This is a genomic window from Streptomyces griseus subsp. griseus, from assembly GCF_003610995.1.
Classification (GTDB): Bacteria; Actinomycetota; Actinomycetes; order Streptomycetales; family Streptomycetaceae; genus Streptomyces.
In genome coordinates this window covers 6,838,538-6,858,907 of sequence record NZ_CP032543.1, presented here as the reverse complement: position 1 = coordinate 6,858,907, position 20,370 = coordinate 6,838,538, and the positions used below count along the sequence as shown (strand labels likewise).

Below are 20,370 nucleotides of genomic sequence, written 5' to 3'. Positions count from 1 at the left end.
GCGCTGAGGCAGGAGTCCGGGGTCCGCGACCGGTGCGTGGGGGTGCCGGGCCGCGCTAAGGTAGACCTAACCGGACTGCTGTCCGCTTCACTGAACAACGTAACGGACAGTTGTCCGCTTAACAAGGACGGGATTCGGCCACGAACCCGTGAGGAGGATGTGTGTCCCAGCCGAAGAAGGACACGCCCGCGCGTTCGGACGCGGTGCGCAACCGTGAGCGCATCCTGCACGTGGCCATGGCCGAACTGACGGTGCGCCCGGACGTCCCGCTGAGCACGATCGCCAGGAAGGCGGGGGTCGGGCAGGGCACCTTCTACCGCAACTTCCCGCACCGCGAAGCGCTCGTCCTGGAGATCTACCGCTACGAGATGCGGCAGGTGGCCGACGCGGCGGCCGAGCTGTTGTGCACCCGCGCGCCCGAGGCGGCCCTGCGCGAGTGGATGGACCGGCTCGCCGGGTTCGCCATGACCAAGGCGGGGCTGGCGGACGCGATCCGGCTGGTCACCAGCGCGCCGGGCGGCCCGGCCAAGCCCGGCCCCGCGCCGGTGATGGAGGCCGCCGGGACCCTGCTCCGCGCCAATGAGGAGGCCGGCACCATCCGGCCGGGGGTGACGCCGGACGACTTCTTCCTGGCCATCGCCGGTCTCTGGCAGCTGGATCCGCGGGAGGACTGGCAGCCGAGGGCCGCCCGGCTGCTGGACTTCGTGATGGACGGGCTGCGCGCGGGGGCGCCGGGCCGCTGAGCGGTACGGTCCCGTGGACTCACCCGTGACGGGCGGCCGGGTCCGACGGCTCCGGTTCCTCGTCGGTGAGTTCGGGCTCCAGGCCCTCGGCCACGCCGGTTCGGCGGCGGCCCGAATCCGCTCGCCATGCCTCGAAGGCCCAGCCGGTCAGGACCACCACGGCGGCGCCCAGCAGCCAGCCGCCGATGACGTCGCTGAACCAGTGCACACCCAGCGCGATCCGGGTGAAGCCCACGCCCAGGACCGATGCCCCGGCCACACCCCAGCAGAGCGCACGCCAGGAGCGCGGCACCATCGGCAGCAGCACCAGGAGCAGCACGGCGAACGAGGTGGTCGCCGTCATCGCGTGGCCGGAGGGGAAGGAGTAGCCGGGCGCCTGGGCGACCGGGTCCTCCAGCGACGGCCTCGCCCGCTCCACGACCAGCTTGACGAGCACACCGGTCAGGGCTCCCCCGGTGGCCGTCACCGCCGCCCAGGCCGCGAGCCGCCAGGCCCGCCGGTACAGGAGCCAGAGCGTGAGCAGCGCCACGGCGATCCGCAGCGTCGCCGGGTCCCACACCCAGTCGGACAGGACGCGCAACGTACCGGTCCACGCCGGGTGTTCGAGGGCGACCTCGTGCAGGCGGCGGGCCGCCCCCGCGTCGACGCGCCGCAGTGGTGGCCAGTTCGCCTCCACGAGGACGAGCAACAGGGCGAAGGGGATCGCGGCAGCGGTGGCGACGGCCACGGCTGCCGGCAGGCGGATGCCGAACCGGCGGTCGGCGCGGCGGGTGCGCCGCTCCCGGGCGTCGGGGGTGGGGGTGGGGGTGCGTGTCGGCATGTCAGGTTCCTGGATCGGCGGTGATCGGGCCGGGCTTGCGCGCGCGTACGGCTTCCAGCTGGGCGGCGAAGGACAGTCCGAGGAAGAGGGACAGGGAGGTCAGGTAGGACCACAGGAGCAGGGCCATGAAGAGGCTCAGCGGTCCGTAGACCGTGTCGAAGGAGCCGCTGAGTTCGAGGTAGAGGCCGAGCAGCCAGGTCAGCAGGGTCCACAGCACCAGGTAGACGGCGGCGCCGAAGGCTAGCCAGGTGTACCCGGGCTGCCGGCGGCGCGGCGAGCGCCGGAAGATCGCGCTGGCGGAGATCAGGACCAGCAGCAGGCCGAGCGGGACGCGGATCAGGTCCAGGGCGGTCCGTGCGCCGTCGCCGAGTCCGTAGACGGTGGTGGCGGCCGTGACGAAGTCCCCGCCGGCCACGATCATGATCGAGGCGATGCCGAGCGGCAGGCCGGCGCTCAACGACATGACCAGGCCCCGCAGATACTTGAGGTGGAAGACCCGGTCCCGCTCCACACCGTAGATCCGGTTGGCTCCGCGCTCTATCTGGCACATCGCCGTCGTGACGTTGACCAGGGAGAAGAGCAGGCCGAACCAGAGGGCGATCTCGGCCCCGTCGCCGCCGCCTTGCCGGCTGCGGTTCAGAGCCTCGTCCACCACCGGGGCGCTCGGTCCTTCGCTCAGACTGTGGATCGTCAGCTGGGCGAGTCTTCCGATGTTCTCGGTGTGCAGCGCGGCGGAGAGTCCGACGAACGCGATCACCAGGGGGATGATCGCCAGGATCGTCTGGAGGGCCAGTGCTCGGGAGTGGCTGAAGCCGTCGGCGTAGCGGAAGCGTACGAAGGCGTCGCGCAGCAGCGGCCAGCGGCCGTACCGGCGCAGCGCCACGAGGGCTTCGTCGGCGGAGAGTTCGTCGCCGGTCATGTCCTTGGTGACCGGCACCCGGGTCGCGGTTCCCATCACTTCCCCCGTACGGGCGGCAGGGCGGTGGTTCCCATCACTTCTCCCCGGCGGGCAGCAGGACGGTGAGGGCGCCGGGCCTGACCTCGGCGATGATCCGGCGGCCGGGGGCCACCGGGTCGCCGTCCACTTCGCGGGGCTGGGGCCGGGTGAAGGTGAGTTCGGCGTGGCGGAAGGTGAAGAACTCGACCGGGCCCCCGTGCGCACCGGCGGCGGTGCCGCCCCCGGCGGGCCGCGAGCCGCGCAGCAGCACGCCCGCCGCCCGCAGCCAGCCGCCCACGCCCCGGGGGTCGAAGAGGGCGAGGTCCAGCAGCCCGTCGTCGGGCCGGGCGCCGGGGACCAGGGCCGTACCGCCCTGGACGGTGCCGATGTTGGCGACGAGGACCAGGCGGGCGGTGCGGTGCAGCACCGGTCCGCCGTCGAGTGCGACCGCCAACCGGAGCCGGGGTGCTCGCAGTTGGCCGAGCCCGGCCAGGACGTAGGCGGGCCAGCCGAGCGCCGACTTGGCGCGGTCCGAGGTGGACTCCATCACCGTCGCGTCGAGTCCGGCTCCCGCCATGGCCGTGAAGTGCGTACGGGCGATCCCGTCGCCGCTGATGGCGCCGAGGTCCAGCGCGCGGCGTTCGCCGGTGAGTCCGGCGGCCAGCGCGTCGGCGGGCGCGAGGGGCAGCCCGAGGCTCCGGGCCAGGAGGTTGCCCGTACCGCAGGGCACGACGGCCAGCGCGACACCGGTTCCGGCCAGTGCGTCGGCGACCGCGCGGATGGTGCCGTCGCCGCCGCACGCCACCACGAGGCCCGCTCCGCCGCGTACCGCGTCGGCCGCCTGGCCACCCCCGGTGTCGCGCTCGGTGGTCTCCACGAACGCCACGTCCTTGTGGCCCCGTTGGGCGAGGACGAGCCGCAGCCGGTCACGGGTGGCGGTGTCGGTGACGGTCGGGTTGACGATCACCACGGCGGACTCGCGCCCCGGGCCGGGCCGGCTCTCGGCGGCGGCCACGGCGATGTCGACCGCGTCTGCCGGGGGCCGTGCGGCCCAGGCGTCGTCGGCGAGCACGGCACGCCCGACGACGAACAGCGAGAGCGCGCCGTTGAGCAGCCCGCCCACGACGTCGCTGGGGTGGTGCATGCCGCGGTACAGCCTGGCCAGGCCCACCAGGAGCGGAATCAGCAGCAGGAGGGCGCCGACGGCCCTGCCCCAGCGGTTGCGGACCCTGGACAGCACCAGGACGGCCAGCCCGGCGTAGAGCGCGGTGGCCGCTCCGGTGTGACCGGAGGTGTAACTGGACGTCGGCGGTGAGGCGTCCAGGCGCTCCACGTCCGGACGCATCCGGTCCACGGACTCGGTGATGACGAGGAAGACCACGGACTGGAGCCAGACGCCCAGGGCCAGGAAGAGCGCCGCGCGCCACCGGGGGAACGGCGGCACCACGAGGAGGGCCAGGCAGGCCAGGACGGTGAGGCCGACGACGGTGGAGGTGTCCCCCGCGCCGGAGGCGACCGCCGATGCGGTGGTCAGCGTATCCGTACGTACGCGTTCGAAGGCCTCGTTCAGCGCGTCCTCGGCGGAGAGCGGCCAGATGTTCCGCGCGGGCCCGGTGATCAGCAGTCCGAGGCCCGCGATCATCGCCGCCTGGCAGACCGCGAAGGCCGCGATCCGGGCCACCGCGCGGCCGGCGCCGCTGCTCAGGGCGGGTGAGTGGCCCAGGCGTGGCGGTGCCGGAATTCCGGACGGGTCGGTCGCTCTCGCGGGCGTGGTGGTCGGCATCGGGTCCCCCGGGTCCTCCGCCTCACGGCGGCGCCGGAGGAGCCTGTTCTCCTCCGGCGTTACGCCGTCTGCCCACACAGCCGCCGGACAGACCTGCCGGATGGCGGCAGGGACCGGGCGGTGGTGCCCCGGGCGTCACAGTCGCGCTACGACCCCTTCTCGTCTGGGCCACCGTCAGGTGCCTGTGGGGCGGGTGGGGCGCTGCGAAGTGGAAGGATTCCCTCCACAATGTCCGGTTTTCGAAGGGAGCCCGGGCCGCCTCCGCCCCCTTCCGCAGGCCCCGGAGCAGTCCGTGGCGACTTTTAGGCTGCGCTTATGCACTACACCAAGAAGATCATCGGACTGGCCGCCGTCGGCATCCTCGCGGTCGGCTGCGGCTCCGGGGACTCCTCCGGCACGGCCGCGACCCCCGCCGCCGACTCCAAGCCCGACACCGTGAAGAAGACGACCGCCGCCCCGCAGGCCGCGGCGCTGCCCGTGGCCGTGGACGGCCCGCAGAAGGACGTACTCGACAGCTCCTCTGACGGGCAGCTCAAGGTCCTGCCGAAGCCGGAGAACAGCGCCCCGTTCGCCGAGCGGGTGGAGCACAAGCTCCAGGAGCAGGTGCTCGGCCGGGTCAAGGTGCCCGGCAAGACCAGCGCCGAGTGCCCGGACGGGGTGACGCAGAAGGCTGGGGCCGTCAGCACCTGCAACGTCACCTACGAGGGCGCTGTCATCCCGTACGAGGTCAAGATCAGCGACTCGTACAAGGAGGGCAGCTTCATGACCTTCTACAACGCCAAGCCCCTCAAGGGACTGATCGTCGCGAAGGTCGTCTACAACCAGCTGTTCGAGCAGTACGGCAGCCGCTCCGACGCGTCCAAGCTCGCCTGCGAGGAGTTCCCCGCCGCCACAGCCGTCGACTTCGACGCCGACTCCGGTCTGACCTGCCAGTACTGGAGCAAGTACGGCAACCAGGGCGACGGCGGGTACGAGACGCTGCGCGTCAAGGCCGGCAACTACGGCCCGAGCTTCGAGCAGGTCCGCTAGCACCACCGCCTCACCAGCTCACCAGGAGCCTCCGCGGACTGCGCGATGTCGTTCCGGTCCGCCAGAGCACCGCGTCCGGGGGCTCCGCCAGGCGCAGCTCCGGGAGGCGGGCGGCCAGTAGGTGCAGGGCGGTCCGGAGCTCCGTACGGGCCAGCCAGGCGCCCAGGCAGTAGTGGGCCCCGGCACCGAAGGAGAGGGTGGGGGCCTCCAGCGGGGCGAACAGGTCGTCGCGGGTGTGGCGGGGGAAGACCTCCGGGTCCCGGTTGGCGGCGCCGCAGTCCGCCAGGGCGACCGCGCCGGCCGGGATCACCACCCCGCCGACCTCGACGTCCTCGGCCGCGTGGCGTGCCGTTCCCCGGTCGTCGCCCAGTGGGACGAGGTGGATGAGCCGGTCCGCCACCCTGCCGGCTGCCTCCTCGTCCGCGCCGATCCGGGGCCAGCTCTCCGGGCGTTCGCCGAGGAGGTAGAGCAGCGCGTTGCCCAGCATGGTCATCGTGCTGTCGTGGCCGCCGACGACGAGCCCGCACACCAGGCTCACCAACTGCGCCTCGGGGAGCCCGCCCTCCTCGTCGGCGGCCCGCACCAGGCTGCTGATCAGGTCGTCACCGGGGGCGCGCCGCCGCTCGGCGAGGAGTTCGGCGCCGAACGCGCCGAACTCCTTCAGCACGGACTCCACCTCGCCCCCGGGGTGGGAGCCGTCGGAGAAGGCGTGCTCGCTCCAGTGGCGCAGCCGGCCGTGAGCGGACGCGTCCAGGCCCATCAGCCGGCTGATCACCGCCACGGGGAGGGGCAGCGTGAACTCCTCGACCGCGTCGACGGGTCCGCGCCGTCCCTCAAGCCGGTCCAGCAGCCCCTCCACGATGGCGGCGATCCACGGCTGCCAGCGGGCGACGGCTCTCGGCGTGAACGCGCGGCGCAGGGTCCGGCGCAGCCGCAGGTGGTCGGGGCCGTCCTGGTTGAACATCAGGTCGGGGTTGTTCACGAGGTCCGGTACGACGGAGAGCGCGGGTGCGTCGTCGGCGTACAGCCGGGCCCGGCCGAAGCGGGGGTCGGAGAGCACCTGGCGGACGTCGGCGTACCGGCTGACCAGCCAGGCGGGGGCTCCGCCCGGCAGTTCACCGAGGCGGGGCGGGCCCGGTTCCTCGAAGTGCAGCCGGTGCAGGGGGACCAGGGACGGCGGTTCGGTGACGGCCATCGTGAACTCCTTCGGCAGAGCGGGTGGTTGGGCCTCCGCGGTCCTCACAGCGCGACCAGCACCTTGCCCCGGTGGTCCGACGGGTCGCGGTAGAGGCTTCCGTACGCGGTGGGGATGGCGTCGAAGCCGTGGTGGAGGGTGTGGTCGCAGACGACCTCTCCGCGCCGGACCCGCCCGCCCAGCTCCGTGTGGAGGTCCTTCCAGTTCTGCTCGGTGAACCACTCCAGCGAGAAGATCCCCCGGACCGTGGCGCGCGGGAACATCAGATAGGGCAACAGGCGCGGGCCGGTGTCCTCGTTGCCGACCTGGGTCGCCCACTGCCAGCACACCGCGACCTGACTGCCGACGTTGAGCATGGAGAACACCACGTCGGTGACCGTGCCGCCGAGGTTGTCGAAGTAACGGTCGACCCCGTGGGGGGCCGCCCGGGTCAGCGCCTCGCGGACGGTGCCGGCGCTGTCGGTGTGCCGGTAGACGACGACCGTGTCGAAGCCGAGGCCGAGGAGGTACTCGGCCTTCTCCGGGGACGAGGTCGTGCCGATGACGCGGGCGCCCGCGAGTGCGGCGAGCTGGCCGACGAGCGCGCCGACCGCGCCGGAGGCCCCGCTGATGACGAAGGTGTCCCCGGGCGTCACCGTCATGTACTTGGCGAGGGTGCCCCAGGCCGTCATGCCCGGGCCGCCCATCACGCTCAGCGCGGTCGGGAGCGGCAGGGCGTCGTCGTACCACCGGGGGTCCAGCCTGCGGTAGGCCGGGAAGACCATGGGGAACGTGCCGGTCTGCCAGAGCTCGGCCTCCCCGGTGGAGACGACATGGGAGCGCCAGCCGCCGAAGCCCTGGACGAGGTCGCCGACGCGGTGGGCGGCGCGTGGTCCGGCCTCGACGACCTCCATGATCGAGTCGGCGCCCATATGGGCCCCGATCGGGGTGTCGAGGGCGATGCCCTGGAGGTAGGGGTCGACGGAGACGTACAGCGTGCGCAGGAGCATCTCGTCGGGGGCCAGGGTCACGTCGACGTTCTCGACGACCTTCTCGTAGACGCGGTCCACGTCGGGGACGCCCTCGACGTGCTCGCGGACCACCCATTTCTCGATCTTCATGTGTTCTTCCCTGACGTCGGTACGGGGATGACGCGGTGGGTCGGCGGGGGCGCGGTGAGGTCGACCGACGCCGTGAAGGGCCTGCCGTCGTCGCGGCAGACGAACTGCATGACGTGGCGTCCGGCGGCGGCCGCCCGGATCAGCCCCCCGGTGGTGGCCCAGACACCGGACTGGTAGAAGTCCGCCAGGCCCGGCAGCCCCGGGCCGTACTTCTTGACCAGCTCTTCGAGGGTCTCGCCGCTCTCCACGAACGGCTGCCAGCCCAGCACCGTGCCGTCGTAGTTGCCGGTGTAGCGGACCTGGGTGAGCGGGCTGGAGACATCGCGTACGACGATGGCGTCGCGGATGCCCGGGAAGCGCTGCTCCAGGAAGTCGACGAGCGTCTCGCGGGCCCGCCGTTTGGCCGCGTAGTAGCCGCGGCCGTGGCGGACGGGCAGGGTGTGCAGCTCCTGGCCGCCGCGCGTGCGGGTGACCTGCTCGGGGCCTTCGTCCAGGGCCCGCCAGGGGGCGATGTCGCAGAAGTAGGTGGCGTAGACGACGGTGGTGCCGTCCGGGGAGAGTTCGGGGTAATGCCGGTTGCGGAACTGGACGTTGATGCTGGCGTGGCGGATCCCGGTGAGCTTCGCGGCCGTCGCTTCGTCGAGGAGGTACGTCGTGCAGGGGTCCCCTTCCGGAAAGGGGCGGGAGAGGCCGAGGAAGAGGGTGAAGTAGCCGGGGAAGACCATGCCGGGCTCGTGGATGGTGCGCGTGTAGAGCTTGCGGTACTCCTCGCCCAGGTATCGGCCCTCCAGGAACTTCATGGTCGTCGTGTAGCCGTCGCAGGCCGACACCACGATGTCGGCGCGCAGTTCACTGCCGTCGCTGAGCCGGACGCCCACCGCGCGGTCGTCCTCGACGATCACCGTCTCGACCTTGGTGTTGTACGAGATCTCCCCGCCGAGCCGGCGGTAGCGGGCCTCGATCGACCGGGCGAGGCCGAGAGAGCCGCCTTCGGGGACTCCCGCCGAGAGGTTGGCGTGGGAGGCGAGTTGGAAGTGGAAGGGCAGGACGGGGAAGTTCGGGTGCTTCTCGTACAGGATGAAGTTGAAGGCCTCCCGCAGGAGCGGGTCCTTGAACCTCGCCGAGTAGTCGGCCATCAGGACGGTGATCGTGGTGCGGACGGCGTTGAAGTACGGGAGGAAGGAGGCGAGCATCCGCGCCCGCTCCACCCGTCCCATCAGCCCGACGGGTTTGAGGAACGGGTAGACGGCAAGAGCCTTGCGGAAGCTGCGCAGTTGGGCGCAGAACCTACGTACGGTACGGGCGTCGACGGGCGAGATCCCGATGAGGTGGGCCTCCAGCCGGTCCGGGTCGGAATAGAAATGGACGGCCCGCCCGTCCTGTCCCCGCACGATGTTGAACACGTCGAAGTGGCGGATCTCCTTGCCCTGCAACGCGCCCAGCTCCAGCCAGATCTGGTGCATCTCGTTGCCGGGGCCGCTGCCGAGGAGCCAGCTGACGCAGGCGTCCAGGGTGAAGCCGCCGCGCTCCCAGGCGGTGCAGCAGCCGCCGGGCAGTTCGTGCATCTCCAGGATGTGGGTGCGGTATCCGTTCATCCGGGCGTAGCAGCCGGTGGAGAGGCCGCCGAGGCCTCCCCCGATGATGATCATCGACTCGCGGGGCCGACGGGTCCTGCCGGTCGTGGAGCTGGTCATGGGCTGGTGTCCTCCCGTGCTGACCACCGGTCCAGCTGGGGCAGTCGGCCCAGCTTGCCGGTGTGCCAGGGCTCGGTGGCCTCGCTCTCCCACGCCCGGAATTCCAGGCCGAGTTCGCGGCAGAGGTACTGGACGGCGAAGCGGCCGGTGGAGGCGGCGCGGATCAGGCCGCCCATGCCGACCCACTGCCCGGCCATGGAGAAGCCGGTGAGGCCGGGGAGCCGCATCCGGTCCTTCCCGACCAGTCGGGCCGAGACGTCGTCGGCGTCGGAGAACGCCTTCCAGGCGAGGATGGAGCCGTTGTGGTTGCCGGTGTACCGGTGGGTGGTGGCGGGCGAGGCCACGTCGACCAGGTCGATGCGGTCGGTGATGCCCGGGGAGCGGCGCTCCAGGAAGGTGCGGACGAAGTCGGCGACCTCGTGTTTGCGTTCCCGGTACTCCTTGCGGTTCCGGGTGCGCAGCTCCTTCCAGTAGGCGTAGTCGCTGAAGTAGGTGCAGTGCAGGACGGAGCGGCCCGGAGGCGCGAAGCCGTCGGAGTAGCGGGAGCGCGCCTGGACGACCAGGCTGTTCTGCAGGGCGCCGGGGAGCCGCTTGCCGTCCTCCTCCGGGAGGAGGTGGGTGGTGCTGTGGGCCTCGCCCGGGTCGAAGTCGCCGCGCAGGCCGACGAAGGCGGAGACGACCGCGGGGAAGAGGGTGCCGGGGCGCTGGATGAGGTCGGTGTAGAGCTTGTCGATCCTGGGGCCGGTGTATCGGCCGCCGAGCAGTTCGTGGACGGTGGTGTGTCCGTCGGCGGCGGAGACGATGTGCTCGGCGAAGTAGCGCTTGCCGTTGCGGAGTTCGACGCCGATCGCCCGGTCGTTCTCGACCAGGATCTTCTCGGTACGGGCCCGGTAGGTGACCTGCCCGCCCAGGCCGAGGTAGCGCTCCTCGACGGAGCGCGAGAGGCCGAGTGAACCACCCTGCGGGAAGCCGGCGTTGAGGTGGTACGCCGCGGCCATGTTGAACAGGTACGGCAGGAGCGGGAAGCCCTCCGGGTCCTGGAAGAAGATGTTGCGGAAGGCCCGGCGCAGCAGCGGGTCCTGGAACTTGTCGGCGAAGACGTGCATCGGGGTGGCGGCCGTCCGCCAGAAGAGCCGGAAGGCCGGCAGCACCGTGCGCAGGGTCGCCGCCCGCTCCCGTACGGTCCGCAGGGCCGGTGCCGTCAGGAACGGGTAGAGGTCGATGGCGATGAACCGCTTCAGGTCGCGGGTGAAGGCCCGGATCAGGGGCGCGTCGGCGGGTGAGATCGCCAGCAGGTGGGCTTCGAGCCGGTCCGGGTCGTTGTAGAAGGTGACCGAGCGGCCGTTCTCGTCCTCGACCTTGTTGAACAGCTCGAAGTTGGTGACGGTCTTGCCGTCGAGGGCGCCCAGCTCCCGCCAGACCTGGTGGGCGTCGTTGCCGGGGGCGGTGCCGATCAGCCACTCGATGCAGTAGTCGAAGAGGTAGCCGTCCCGCGACCAGGCGGTGCAGCAGCCGCCGGGCAGGACGTGCTTCTCGAAGATCCGGGTCCTGGCGCCGCTCATCTGGGCGTAGCAGCCGGTGGAGAGGCCGGCCACACCCGCGCCGACGACGATCACGCGGGGTGGGGTGCCGGGGGTGCGCTCGCGGCTGCTCCAGTCGTCGGGCGCGGTTCGGGCCGTGCTCGGATCATCCGCCATGGGCCGCGTCTCCCGTCAGTACGGTGCGGACCAGGGCGGCGTTACGGGGCAGGTGCTTGGGGTCCAGCATGTCGGCGTGGACGCCGGAGCCGCGCAGGACGACGGTGGTGGCGGTGGAGCTGCCGTGCCAGGTGCCGTGCTCGCCGGCCGCGTACAGGGCGGTCTTCTCCTCGTCCGTGATCACGGTGACCGGCGCGTCCACCGTTCCGGTGTTGGGGGTGCGGCCGCAGAAGGTGAGGTACTCCGCGGCGTGCGCGAGGGTCTCCTGGGCGACGGCGTCCGACCCGGTGTGTTTGCGCAGGTGGTCGGCGAGTTCGGCCTCGAAGACCCGGATCCCCTCGTCCCCGGGCTCGTAACGCTCCATGATGCGGCGGGAGTCGAGGATGACGACATGGCCCACCCGCCGCCCGCGGCGCTCCAGCTCCTTCGCCGTCTCGAAGGCGAGGTTGCCACCGAGGGAGTAACCGAGGAGCAGGCAGGCCCCCACGGGCCGGGCCGCCTCGATCAGGTCGGCGTAGCGGGCCACCTTGTCCTCGCCCGGAAGGTAGTTGAAGCCGATGACGGCGTACTCCGGGAGCTGGGCGGCGAGGCCCCGGTAGACGAGTCCGTGGCCGCCGGCGGGCGGGAAGCAGAAGAGGTGCGGGGACTGACCGGAGTTGAAGGTGAGGTACGGCAGTTCGTCGGCGCTGGTGCTGTGCAGGACCTCCTGGACGGTAGCGGCCATGCCGTGGAGGGTGGTGACCTGGTAGAGGCGGCTGACGGGGACGCTGACGCCGAACTCTGTCCGCAGCTGGTGGAGGAGTTCGATGAGCTTGATGGAGGAGCCGCCGACTTCGAAGAAGTCGTCCTCCAGGCCTACCTGTTCGAGCTTCAGCAGCGCCTTCCAGTGCCGGGCCACGCTGATCTCGTAGAGCGTCACCGGCTCCTCGTGGGGGCGTTCGCCGGTCTCGGCCCGGGGGGCGGGCAGGGCTGCGGTGTCGATCTTGCCGCTGGCGGTGAGGGGCAGGGCGGTCAGTTCGACGAAGTACGACGGGATCATGTACGAGGGCAGCGAGCCGGCCAGGTGGCGGCGCAGGGCCCGCCGGTCGAGTGCGGTGCCGGGCGCCGCCGGTACGCAGTAGGCGCAGAGCGCCGCCTCTCCCCCGGTGTCGGTGGTGACGGTGACGACGGCCCGGGCGAGCGGGGGCCACTGGGCGAGGTGGGCCTCGATCTCGCCGATCTCGATGCGGTGGCCGCGCAGTTTGACCTGGCCGTCGGTGCGGCCGAGCAGATGGACGCGGCCGTGGGCGTCCCAGCGGGCGATGTCGCCGGTCCGGTAGAGCCGTTCGGGCCAGGCGCCCGGTGTCCTGCCGAGCGTACGGGTGACGAAGCGGTCCGCCGTCTGCTCGGGGTCCCCCGCATAGCCGAGTGCGACACCGTCGCCGCCGATCCAGAGCTCGCCGGGGACGCCGGGCGGGACGGGCTCGCCGTGGGCGTCCAGGATGTGGAGGGTGCTGTTGGGCAGGGGGCGGCCGATCGGGACCATCAGGCCCGGTTCCAGGTCATCGACGGGCCCCTCGAAGAAGGCGCTGTCGATGGTCGCCTCGGTGAGGCCGTAGGAGTTGACGAGCCGGGTCGCCGGACCGCACAGCTCGCTCAGCCTCTGGTATTCCCCCACCTTCCAGGCGTCCGATCCGACCACCAGCAGCCGCAGGAAGTCCAGCCGCAGCCGCTCCCGTACGCAGTGGTCCATCAGCCCCCGCACCACCGCCGGTACGAACTCCGCGCAGTCGACGCGCTCCTGACGCATCGTCCGGTACAGGCGTGCGGTGTCGAAGAGCAGGTCGCGGTCGGCCAGGACGAGGTTGCCGCCCGAGCAGAGCGCGCGGACCAGGTCGCCGGTGAACACGTCGAACGACGGCTCGGCCATCTGGAGGTGCACCCGGACATCGCTCTCCAGCCGGTACTCCTGACGCCACGCCCCGTAGGCGGAGGCGAGGTTGCGGTGGCTTACCCGGACGGCCTTGGGGCTGCCGGTGGAGCCGGAGGTGGTGATGACGTACGCGGTCGAGTCCGGGTCCACCTCCCGCCGGGGGCCGTCCGGGTGCGGCTCGGTGGCGCGGAGGGCGTCGAGGGTCAGGGTGATCACCGGCAGAGCTGCGGTCCCCTGGCGCGCGGGCTCACCGGAGACGATGACGAGGCCCGCCCCGGTGGCCCGGACGAGGTGGGCGATGCGGTCGGCGGGCTGGTCGGGCCGCAGCGGCAGATAGGCGCCGCCCGCCTTGAGCACGGCGAGCAGGGTGACGATCAGCTCCGGCGACTTGTCCAGGCAGACGACGACCACCGACCCGGCCGTGACGCCCAGGGTGCGCAGCCGGGCGGCCCCCTCGGCGGCCCGCCGCTCCAGCTCGCCGTAGGTCAGCCGGCGTGCGCCGCCGCCGGGAGCGGCATGGTCACCGCCACCGAAGAGGGGTGGGCGGCGGCGACCTCACCGACCAGCTCGTGCACCGGGGTGAGCGGCGCATCCGCGGCGGCCGCGGGCAGGGCGGGCCGGCTCCACTCCCCCACCAGCTGTTCCCGTTCCTCCTCGCCCAGCATCTCCAGCCGTGAGGCGGGGTGATCGCCGGGGGCCCGGGTCATGTGGTCGAGGAGGCGGGTGTAGTGGGCGGCCATGCGGCGCATGGTCTGCGGGAGGAAGAGGTCGGTGTTGTACTTGAGGACGCAGTGGAAGCGGCGCTCGGCCTCGTCCTCGTAGGCGGAGAGCGTGACGTCGAACTGGCCTTCCTCCTCCGGCAGTTCGATGTACTCCAGCCGGTAGCCGTACTGCTCGGTGGCGACCTTGTGGGTGAGCAGGATGAACATCGCCTGGAAGACGGCCGAGCGGCCGGGGTCGTGCTGGAGGCCCAGCTCGTCGACGAGCAGGACGAACGGGTACTCCTGGTTGTCCAGGCCGCCCAGGACGGTCCGGCGGACCTGCTCCAGGAGTTCGGCGACCGTGGGTTCGCCGGTCAGGTCGGCGTGGAGCGGGAGCGGGTTGACGAAGTAGCCGTAGACGGAGGCGAAGTCCTGCCGGGTCCGGCCGGTCACCGGGGAGCCGACGACGATGTGGTCCTGGCCCGAGTAGCGGTGGAGCAGCAGGTAGTACGCGCTCAGCAGGACCATGAACGGCGTGACGTCGTGAGCCCGGGCCAACGCGTGCACGCGGGAGCTGAGTTCGTCGTCCAACGCGAAGAACTCGGAGGCGCCGTTGTGGGTCTGGACGGCCGGGCGCGGCTTGTCGGTGGGGAGGTCGAGGAGGGGGACCTCGGCGGGGAGGTGGGAGCGCCAGTGGTCCAGCATCCCGGCGGCCTCACGCCCGGCGAGAAACGTGTTCTGCTGGTTGAGGAAGTCGAGGTAGCGGGCTTCCACAGGCGGCAGCTGGGGTTCCAGTCCCTGCCGCAGCGCCTCGTAGACCTGGAAGAGCTCCTCGATGAAGGTGAACGTGGAGATGGCGTCCGAGACGATGTGGTGGACGGCCTTCATGATGACCCAGCGGTCGTGGCCGCGCTTGAAGAGGCGGAAGCGGACCAGCGGGTCGTGGGCGAGGTCGTAGGGCTTGCGGTACTCGGCGACGATGGTGGCGTGGATGGTCTCCCACTCCTCGCCCTGGACGTCGAAGAGGGCGAGGTCGGGTTCGGTGTCCTCGGAGACCCTTTGCACGGCCTGTCCGTCCTCCAGCAGGATATTGGTGCGCAGAGCGGGGTGGCGGGCGATGAGGTGGCGGACGGCCTCGAACATCAGGTCCGGTTCGAGGGCGACGTTCACCTCGACGGCTCCGCCGATGTTGTAGGCGTACCCGTCGGGGTTGAGGTGCTTGAGGAACCAGAGCGCCTTCTGGTTCTGGGTCAGCGGGTAGCACGCGGGGTCGTCGTGGAGGGTGACGGCCTCGTCGGTGGTGTCGGCCCCGCCGGTCGAGGCCAGTTCCGCCAGGCCGTCATGGAGCTGGGCGGACAGCTCTCCGGCAGGGGTTCCGCTGAGCAGGGCGACCACAGGCAGGGCGACGCCCAGTTCGGCGTGGATGCGGGCGCGCAGCTCCATGGCGAGCAGGGAGTCCAGCCCGAGGTGGCCGAGGCCTTCGGCAGGATCGATGCGCTCGGTGCCGGTGCGCAGGACGGCGGCGGAGAGGGCGGCGAAGCGCTCGGCCACCAGGGAGCGGCGGGTCTCCTCGTCGGCGGTACGGAAGGTGTCGAGGAAGCCGTTGCCCTGCTCTGCGGCGGTGGGCGGGGCGGCCGCCGCGGCCAGGGCGGTGACGAGCGGGGGCGGGGAGGGGTACCAGGCCAGGAAGGTGGGCCAGTTGACGACGGTGGCGACGACCAGCTGGGCGTGGTCCTGGCCGATGACGCGTTCCAGGACGGCCATGCCGGCGTCGGGGGCCAGGGAGCTCATGCCCCGGCTGTGCAAGTAGTGGTCGACCAGGCCGAGTTCCTCGATCATGCCGGTGGCCCAGGGGCCCCAGTCCAGGCTGAGCGCGGGCAGGCCCTGGGCCCGGCGGTGGTGGGCCAGCGCGTCCAGGAAGGCGTTGCCCGCCGCGTAGTTGGTCTGCCCGGCGGTGGTGAGGAGGGAGGCGATGGAGGCGAAGAGGACGAAGTGGTCGAGGGGCTCGTCCGCAGGTGCCGGTGGAGGAGGTAGGCGCCGACGGTCTTGGGGTCGTGGACGGCGTCGAAGGCGGGCCGGTCCAGGTCGGTGACCAGGGTGTCGCGGACCTGTCCGGCGAGATGGAACACTCCGCGCACAGGCGGGGAGCCGGTGCGCCGGTAGGCGTCCAGCCAAGTGGTCAGGGCGTCCTCGTCGGTGATGTCGAGGGGGGCCGGGACGGCCTGCGCGCCGAGCGCCTCCAGCTCGCGGAGGAGGCCCACCGCACGGCCTTCGGCGGTGGCGGGGTCGGTGGAGCCCCACTTCTCGCGGGCGGGCACCGGCGTACGCCCCACCAGGATGAGCCTGCGGGCCCCTCGCCGGACGAGAGTGCGGCAGAGCAGCCGGCCGAGCGCGCCGAAGGCCCCGGTCACCAGGTAGCTGCCGTCGGCCCGCAGCCGCAGGGGCAGCGGCCGGGTGAGGCCCTCGGCCGGCCGGAGGCGGCTGGCGCGCCGTACGCCCTCGCGTAGGGCGATCTCCTCCTCGTCGTCGGCCAGCACCTCACGCAGGAGCGCCTCCGCCTCGGCGAGGGCTCCTTCCGGGCCGGGCCGTCGCTCGGGGTCGAGGTCGATCAACTTGCCGGGGTGGTCGGTGAGTTCCTGGTGGCGCAGGACGCGGCCGATGCCCCAGGCGGGGGCCCCGAGGGGTTCGACGGGCTCGTCGGGCAGGACGGGCTGGGCGCCCCGGGTGACGATGTGCAGCCTGCCGCCGATGCCTCGGGCGAGCAGGGTCCTGGCCAGGGCGATCAGGGAGTACGAGCCGGGGCCCGCGTGGTCGCGGACGGTCTGCCGGTCGCAGGCGGCGAGGGCGGGCCGGTCGAGGTTCCACAGATGGAGAACGGCCCCGCGGAACGGTTCGCCGGCCCGGTCCAGGTCGGCGAGGAGGCGCTCCAGGTCGGCGGCGGACCCGGGGTTCACGGTGTACGAGCCGTCCGGGCCCGCTCCGGCGTACGCCTCGCCCCGGCGCACCAGGTGGCAGCGCTCGCCCCGGGCGGCGGCGAGGGTGGAGAAGGCATCGGCGACGCCTTGGGTGTCGGCGAGGACCAGCCAGCCGTGGTCCCGGGCCGCTATGACCTCGGGCGCGAGCGGGTCCTCCTCCCCCAGCTCCGGGCGCTCCGCCCAGGCCGTCTCGGCGAGCCAGGAGTCGATGGTGGTCCGGGCGACGGCGGTCGCCGCCTTCTCCACGTCGGCCGCCCGGAACCCCTCGATCCGGCCCAGTGGGGTGCCGTCGTCGGCGTACAGGGCGATGTCCCCGAGCGTCGTGTCCGCGTCGGCGGGGCGCACCGTGGCGTGTACCCAGATCGGCTGGTCACCGACCGGTTCGAGGGCGACCTCGTCCAGCGAGAGCGGCAGCCTGATTCCCGCCCCCGGTGCCGGGTCCCGGAGGAGCTGCGGGGTCAGCAGCGCTTGGAAGCAGGCGTCGAGGAGGACCGGGTGGAGGTGGTGGCCCGCCGCGTCGGCCCCTTCGGGCGGGCGGATCCGGGCGAGGACCTCCCCGGCGCCGATCCACACCTCCTCGATGGCCCGGAAGGCGGGGCCGTAGTGGTAGCCGAGACCGGCCAGCGCGGTGTAGCAGTCGGGGCCGGCGAGTCGGCGCACGGTACGGGCCCGGACCGCGGTGGCGTCGAGAGGAGCGCCGGTCCTGCGGCGCTGCCCGGTGCGGACGATCCCGGCCGCGTGGACGGTCCGCTCCCCGTCGTCCCCGGTGGCGGGCGAGGCGATCGTGAAGGCCGCGTCCTCCAGGGAGAGCGACACCTCCACGGTCCGGTCCTCGCCGTCCGGCAGGAAGAGCGCCTTGCGGAGGTCGATGTCGGCGAGGACGGCGGTGGTGCCACCGGTGAGCCGCAGGACGGCCTGGGTCGCCATCTCGATGTAGCCGGCGGCGGGGAACACGACGGTGTCCTGGATGCGGTGGTCGGCCAGGTAGGGCAGGGACTCGGTGTCCAGGCGGGCCCGCCAGGCCGGTTCGGCGCGGTCGGTGCGGCGGCCGAGGAGCGGGTGGTCGACATGGCCCAGCCGGATCTGGGCGACGGCCGGGGGTTCGGTCCAGTGCCGGTCGCGGCGGAAGGGGTGAGGGGGCAGGGTGACGGGTCGGCCGGAGGGCTGGAGGAGGTCCCAGTCGATGTCGGCGCCCAGGTTGTGGAGGGAGGCGAGGGAGAGCGCGAACCGCTCGCTCTCGTCCTCCTGGCGCCGGATCGAGGGCAGTGTCAGCCCGGTCGCCCCGGTGGCCTCCAGGCACTCGCGGATGGCGTGGCCGAGAACCGGGTGGGGCCCGATCTCCAGGAACACCTGGTGCCCGTCGCCCGCGAGGCGGTCCACGGCGGCCCGGAACCGTACCCGGTCACGGACGTTCTTCCACCAGTAGGCGGCGTCCAACTCGGGGCCTCGGGCGACTCCTTCGGCTCCCGTGAGGTAGAGCGGGAGCTGAGCCGGGCGCGGCTCCAAGGGGGCGAGTTCCGCGAGCAGTTCGTCCTTGATCCGCTCCATTCCGACGCTGTGGTAAGGCACTTGTACGGTGAGGAACTTGGCGAACAGCTGCTCGGCCCGCAGCTCATCGGCCAGCAGGCCAAGGGCCTCCGTCTCCCCGGCCAGCGTGACGGAGGTGGGACTGTTGACGGCGGCGACCGAGACCCGGTCCCGGTAGGGGCGCACCCGGCGCTCCGCCTCCTCCTCCGTCAGGCTCACCGCGAGCATGGTGCCCGTCCCGGCCAGGGTCTGCTGGAGGCGGCTGCGGTGCACCGCGACGCGGGCCGCGTCCCGGAGGGAGTAGACGCCTGCCTCGTGGAAGGCGGCGATCTCGCCGGTGCTGTGTCCGACGACGGCGTCCGGGCGCACGCCGTACGACCTCCACAGGGCGGCGAGACCGACCTGGAGGGCGAAGTTGGCGGGCTGGGCGAGCCAGGTTGCGGCCATGCGGGAGGCGGATTCCTCGGCGGTCAGCTCCTCGATCAGCGACCAGTCGGCGAACTCCCTCAGGGCGTCGTCACATGCGGTGACCGCCTCTCGGAACACCGGCTCGTCGCGGAGGAGTTGGCGGCCCATGCCCCACCACTGGGGGCCCATACCGGTGAAGACCCAGACCAGGCGCCGCGCTTCGGCGTCCCGCGCGCGGTCCTGGACGGCCCGGGGGTGGGTCTCGCCGCGCTGGAGGGCGGCGAGCGCCTCGTCGAGGGAGGCGCGGGAGGTGTGGACGACGGAGAGCCGGTGCGGGAGGTGCTGGCGGCGGTGGGCGAGGGTGTGGCCGAGGTCGGGCAGGGTCACGGCCGGGCCCCTCTCGCCGGCCAGTTCGGCACGGATTCCGGCCGCCAGCTCCGGGAGGGCGTCCGGGTGCCGGGCGCTCAACGGAAGGACGCTCCAGGCCCGCTCGGCGGAGGGGGCGCTCTCCCGCGGAAGGAACGGGGCCTCCTCCAGGACGACGTGGGCGTTGGTGCCGCCGAACCCGAACGAGTTGACGCCCGCCCGGGCCGGTCCGTCGTGCTCGGGCCAGGGGGTCGGGCCGGTGGGGATCTCGTACGGCAGTGAGGCCTGGTCGATCGCGGGGTTGAGGCGCTCCAGGTTGATGTGGGGCGGGATGTGGCGGTGTTTGAGGCAGAGGACGGTCTTGATCAGCCCGGCGATCCCGGCGGCGGACTCGGTGTGCCCGATGTTGGTCTTCACGGAGCCGACGTACGCGCGGGTGCCCGGCTTGCGTCCGATGGCCAGGGCGCGGGCCAGGGCGCCCGCCTCGATCGGGTCGCCGACCGGGGTGGAGGTGCCGTGCGCCTCCATGTACTGGAGCTCGCCGGGGGCGATGCCCGCCTCGGCGCAGACGCGGCGGATGAGGGAGACCTGGGCGTCGGGGTTGGGCACGGTGATGCCGTTGGTGTGGCCGTCCTGGTTGACCCCGCTGCCCAGGACGACCGCGTGGATGCGGTCCCCGTCGCGGACGGCGTCCTCCAGCCGCTTCAGCGCGACCAGGCCGACGCCCTCGGCCCGCACATAGCCGTCGGCGCTCGCGTCGAACGTACGGGAGCGGCCCCCGGGCGACAGGAATCCGCCCTTCGTCTCGGCGATCGTGTACTGCGGGGCCAGGTTCAGCAGGGTGCCGCCGGCGAGCGCGAGATCGGTCTCGCCCCGGCCGAGGGCCTGGCAGGCGAGGTGGACGGCGACCAGGGAGGAGCTGCACGCGGTGTCGATGGAGAGGCTGGGACCGCGGAAGTCGAAGCAGTACGAGATCCGGTTCGACACCATCGTCATCATGGTGCCGGTCGCGGTGTGCGCGGCCAGCGAGGTGAAGCCCAGGTCCGCGAACTGGAGGATCTTGTAGTCCAGGGTGAACGCGCCGACGTAGACGGCGACGTTCTCCCCGGCCAGGTCGGCGGGGCGCTGGCCGCCGTCCTCCAGCGTCTCCCAGGCAACCTCCAGGAGCTTTCGCTGCTGGGGGTCCATGTGGTCGGCCTCGCGGGGGCTGATGCCGAAGAACGCGGGGTCGAACTCGTCGAAGCCGTCGATGTATCCGCCGCGGCCGCCGACGAGGCGCCCGGGTTTGTCGCGGAACCGGCTGCCGAGGGTGGTCACGTCGTACCGGTCGGGCGGGGTGGGGGTGATGCAGTCCTTGCCCGCCATCAGGTTGCGCCAGAACGTCCGGTGGTCCGAGGCGCCGCCGGGGAGGCGGCAGCCCATGCCGATGATCGCCACCTTGTCGCGTAACGCCCGGTTGTTCGCGTCGGCCATGGTCGAAACT

The 20,370-nt window shown here is 72.2% G+C and carries 9 protein-coding genes and 1 pseudogene; 2 read left to right on the top strand and 8 right to left on the bottom strand.

Going from position 1 to position 20,370, the window contains the following annotated elements:
• Positions 1 to 161: 161 nt before the first annotated feature.
• Complete coding sequence (locus D6270_RS30675) at positions 162 to 743, top strand: TetR/AcrR family transcriptional regulator (protein ID WP_109162456.1); 582 nt, start codon at positions 162 to 164, stop codon at positions 741 to 743.
• 19 nt (positions 744 to 762) lie between these two features.
• Here the strand turns inward: D6270_RS30675 and D6270_RS30670 are convergent, their stop codons facing one another.
• Genes D6270_RS30670 through D6270_RS30660 form a run of 3 tightly spaced genes read right to left on the bottom strand, consistent with a single transcriptional unit; the run spans position 763 to position 4,283 of the window.
• Positions 763 to 1,563 (bottom strand): phosphatase PAP2 family protein, encoded by an 801-nt coding sequence (locus D6270_RS30670; protein WP_109162457.1) that lies wholly within the window; start codon positions 1,561 to 1,563, stop codon positions 763 to 765.
• A gap of 1 nt (position 1,564) precedes the next feature.
• Complete coding sequence (locus D6270_RS30665; RefSeq protein ID WP_109162458.1) at positions 1,565 to 2,518, bottom strand: YihY/virulence factor BrkB family protein; 954 nt, start codon at positions 2,516 to 2,518, stop codon at positions 1,565 to 1,567.
• 37 nt (positions 2,519 to 2,555) lie between these two features.
• Positions 2,556 to 4,283 carry a bifunctional phosphatase PAP2/diacylglycerol kinase family protein gene (locus tag D6270_RS30660; RefSeq protein ID WP_109162459.1) on the bottom strand — a complete coding sequence of 576 codons (1,728 nt, stop codon included), beginning with the start codon at positions 4,281 to 4,283 and terminating at the stop codon, positions 2,556 to 2,558.
• A gap of 315 nt (positions 4,284 to 4,598) precedes the next feature.
• Here D6270_RS30660 and D6270_RS30655 point away from each other — a divergent pair, with 315 nt between their 5' ends.
• Complete coding sequence (locus D6270_RS30655; RefSeq protein WP_109162460.1) at positions 4,599 to 5,312, top strand: hypothetical protein; 714 nt, start codon at positions 4,599 to 4,601, stop codon at positions 5,310 to 5,312.
• Positions 5,313 to 5,322: 10 nt separating this feature from the next.
• Here the strand turns inward: D6270_RS30655 and D6270_RS30650 are convergent, their stop codons facing one another.
• The 5 genes and pseudogenes from D6270_RS30650 to D6270_RS30630 form a co-directional block, all read right to left on the bottom strand.
• Positions 5,323 to 6,507, bottom strand: a complete 1,185-nt coding sequence (locus D6270_RS30650) for a cytochrome P450 (protein ID WP_109162461.1) — start codon at positions 6,505 to 6,507, stop codon at positions 5,323 to 5,325.
• Positions 6,508 to 6,551: 44 nt separating this feature from the next.
• Positions 6,552 to 7,607: an MDR family NADP-dependent oxidoreductase gene (locus tag D6270_RS30645; protein WP_109162462.1), complete on the bottom strand. Its 1,056-nt coding sequence runs from the start codon at positions 7,605 to 7,607 to the stop codon at positions 6,552 to 6,554.
• Positions 7,604 to 9,301 (bottom strand): phytoene desaturase family protein, encoded by a 1,698-nt coding sequence (locus D6270_RS30640; RefSeq protein ID WP_109162463.1) that lies wholly within the window; start codon positions 9,299 to 9,301, stop codon positions 7,604 to 7,606. Before D6270_RS30640 ends, D6270_RS30645 begins: the two co-directional genes overlap by 4 nt.
• Positions 9,298 to 10,998, bottom strand: coding sequence for a phytoene desaturase family protein (locus D6270_RS30635; RefSeq protein WP_109162464.1), 1,701 nt, complete (start codon positions 10,996 to 10,998; stop codon positions 9,298 to 9,300). The genes D6270_RS30640 and D6270_RS30635 overlap by 4 nt, the downstream gene beginning before the upstream one ends.
• Positions 10,988 to 20,360: pseudogene (locus D6270_RS30630) on the bottom strand (amino acid adenylation domain-containing protein). Before D6270_RS30630 ends, D6270_RS30635 begins: the two are co-directional and overlap by 11 nt.
• Between the last annotated feature and the right edge of the window lie 10 nt (positions 20,361 to 20,370).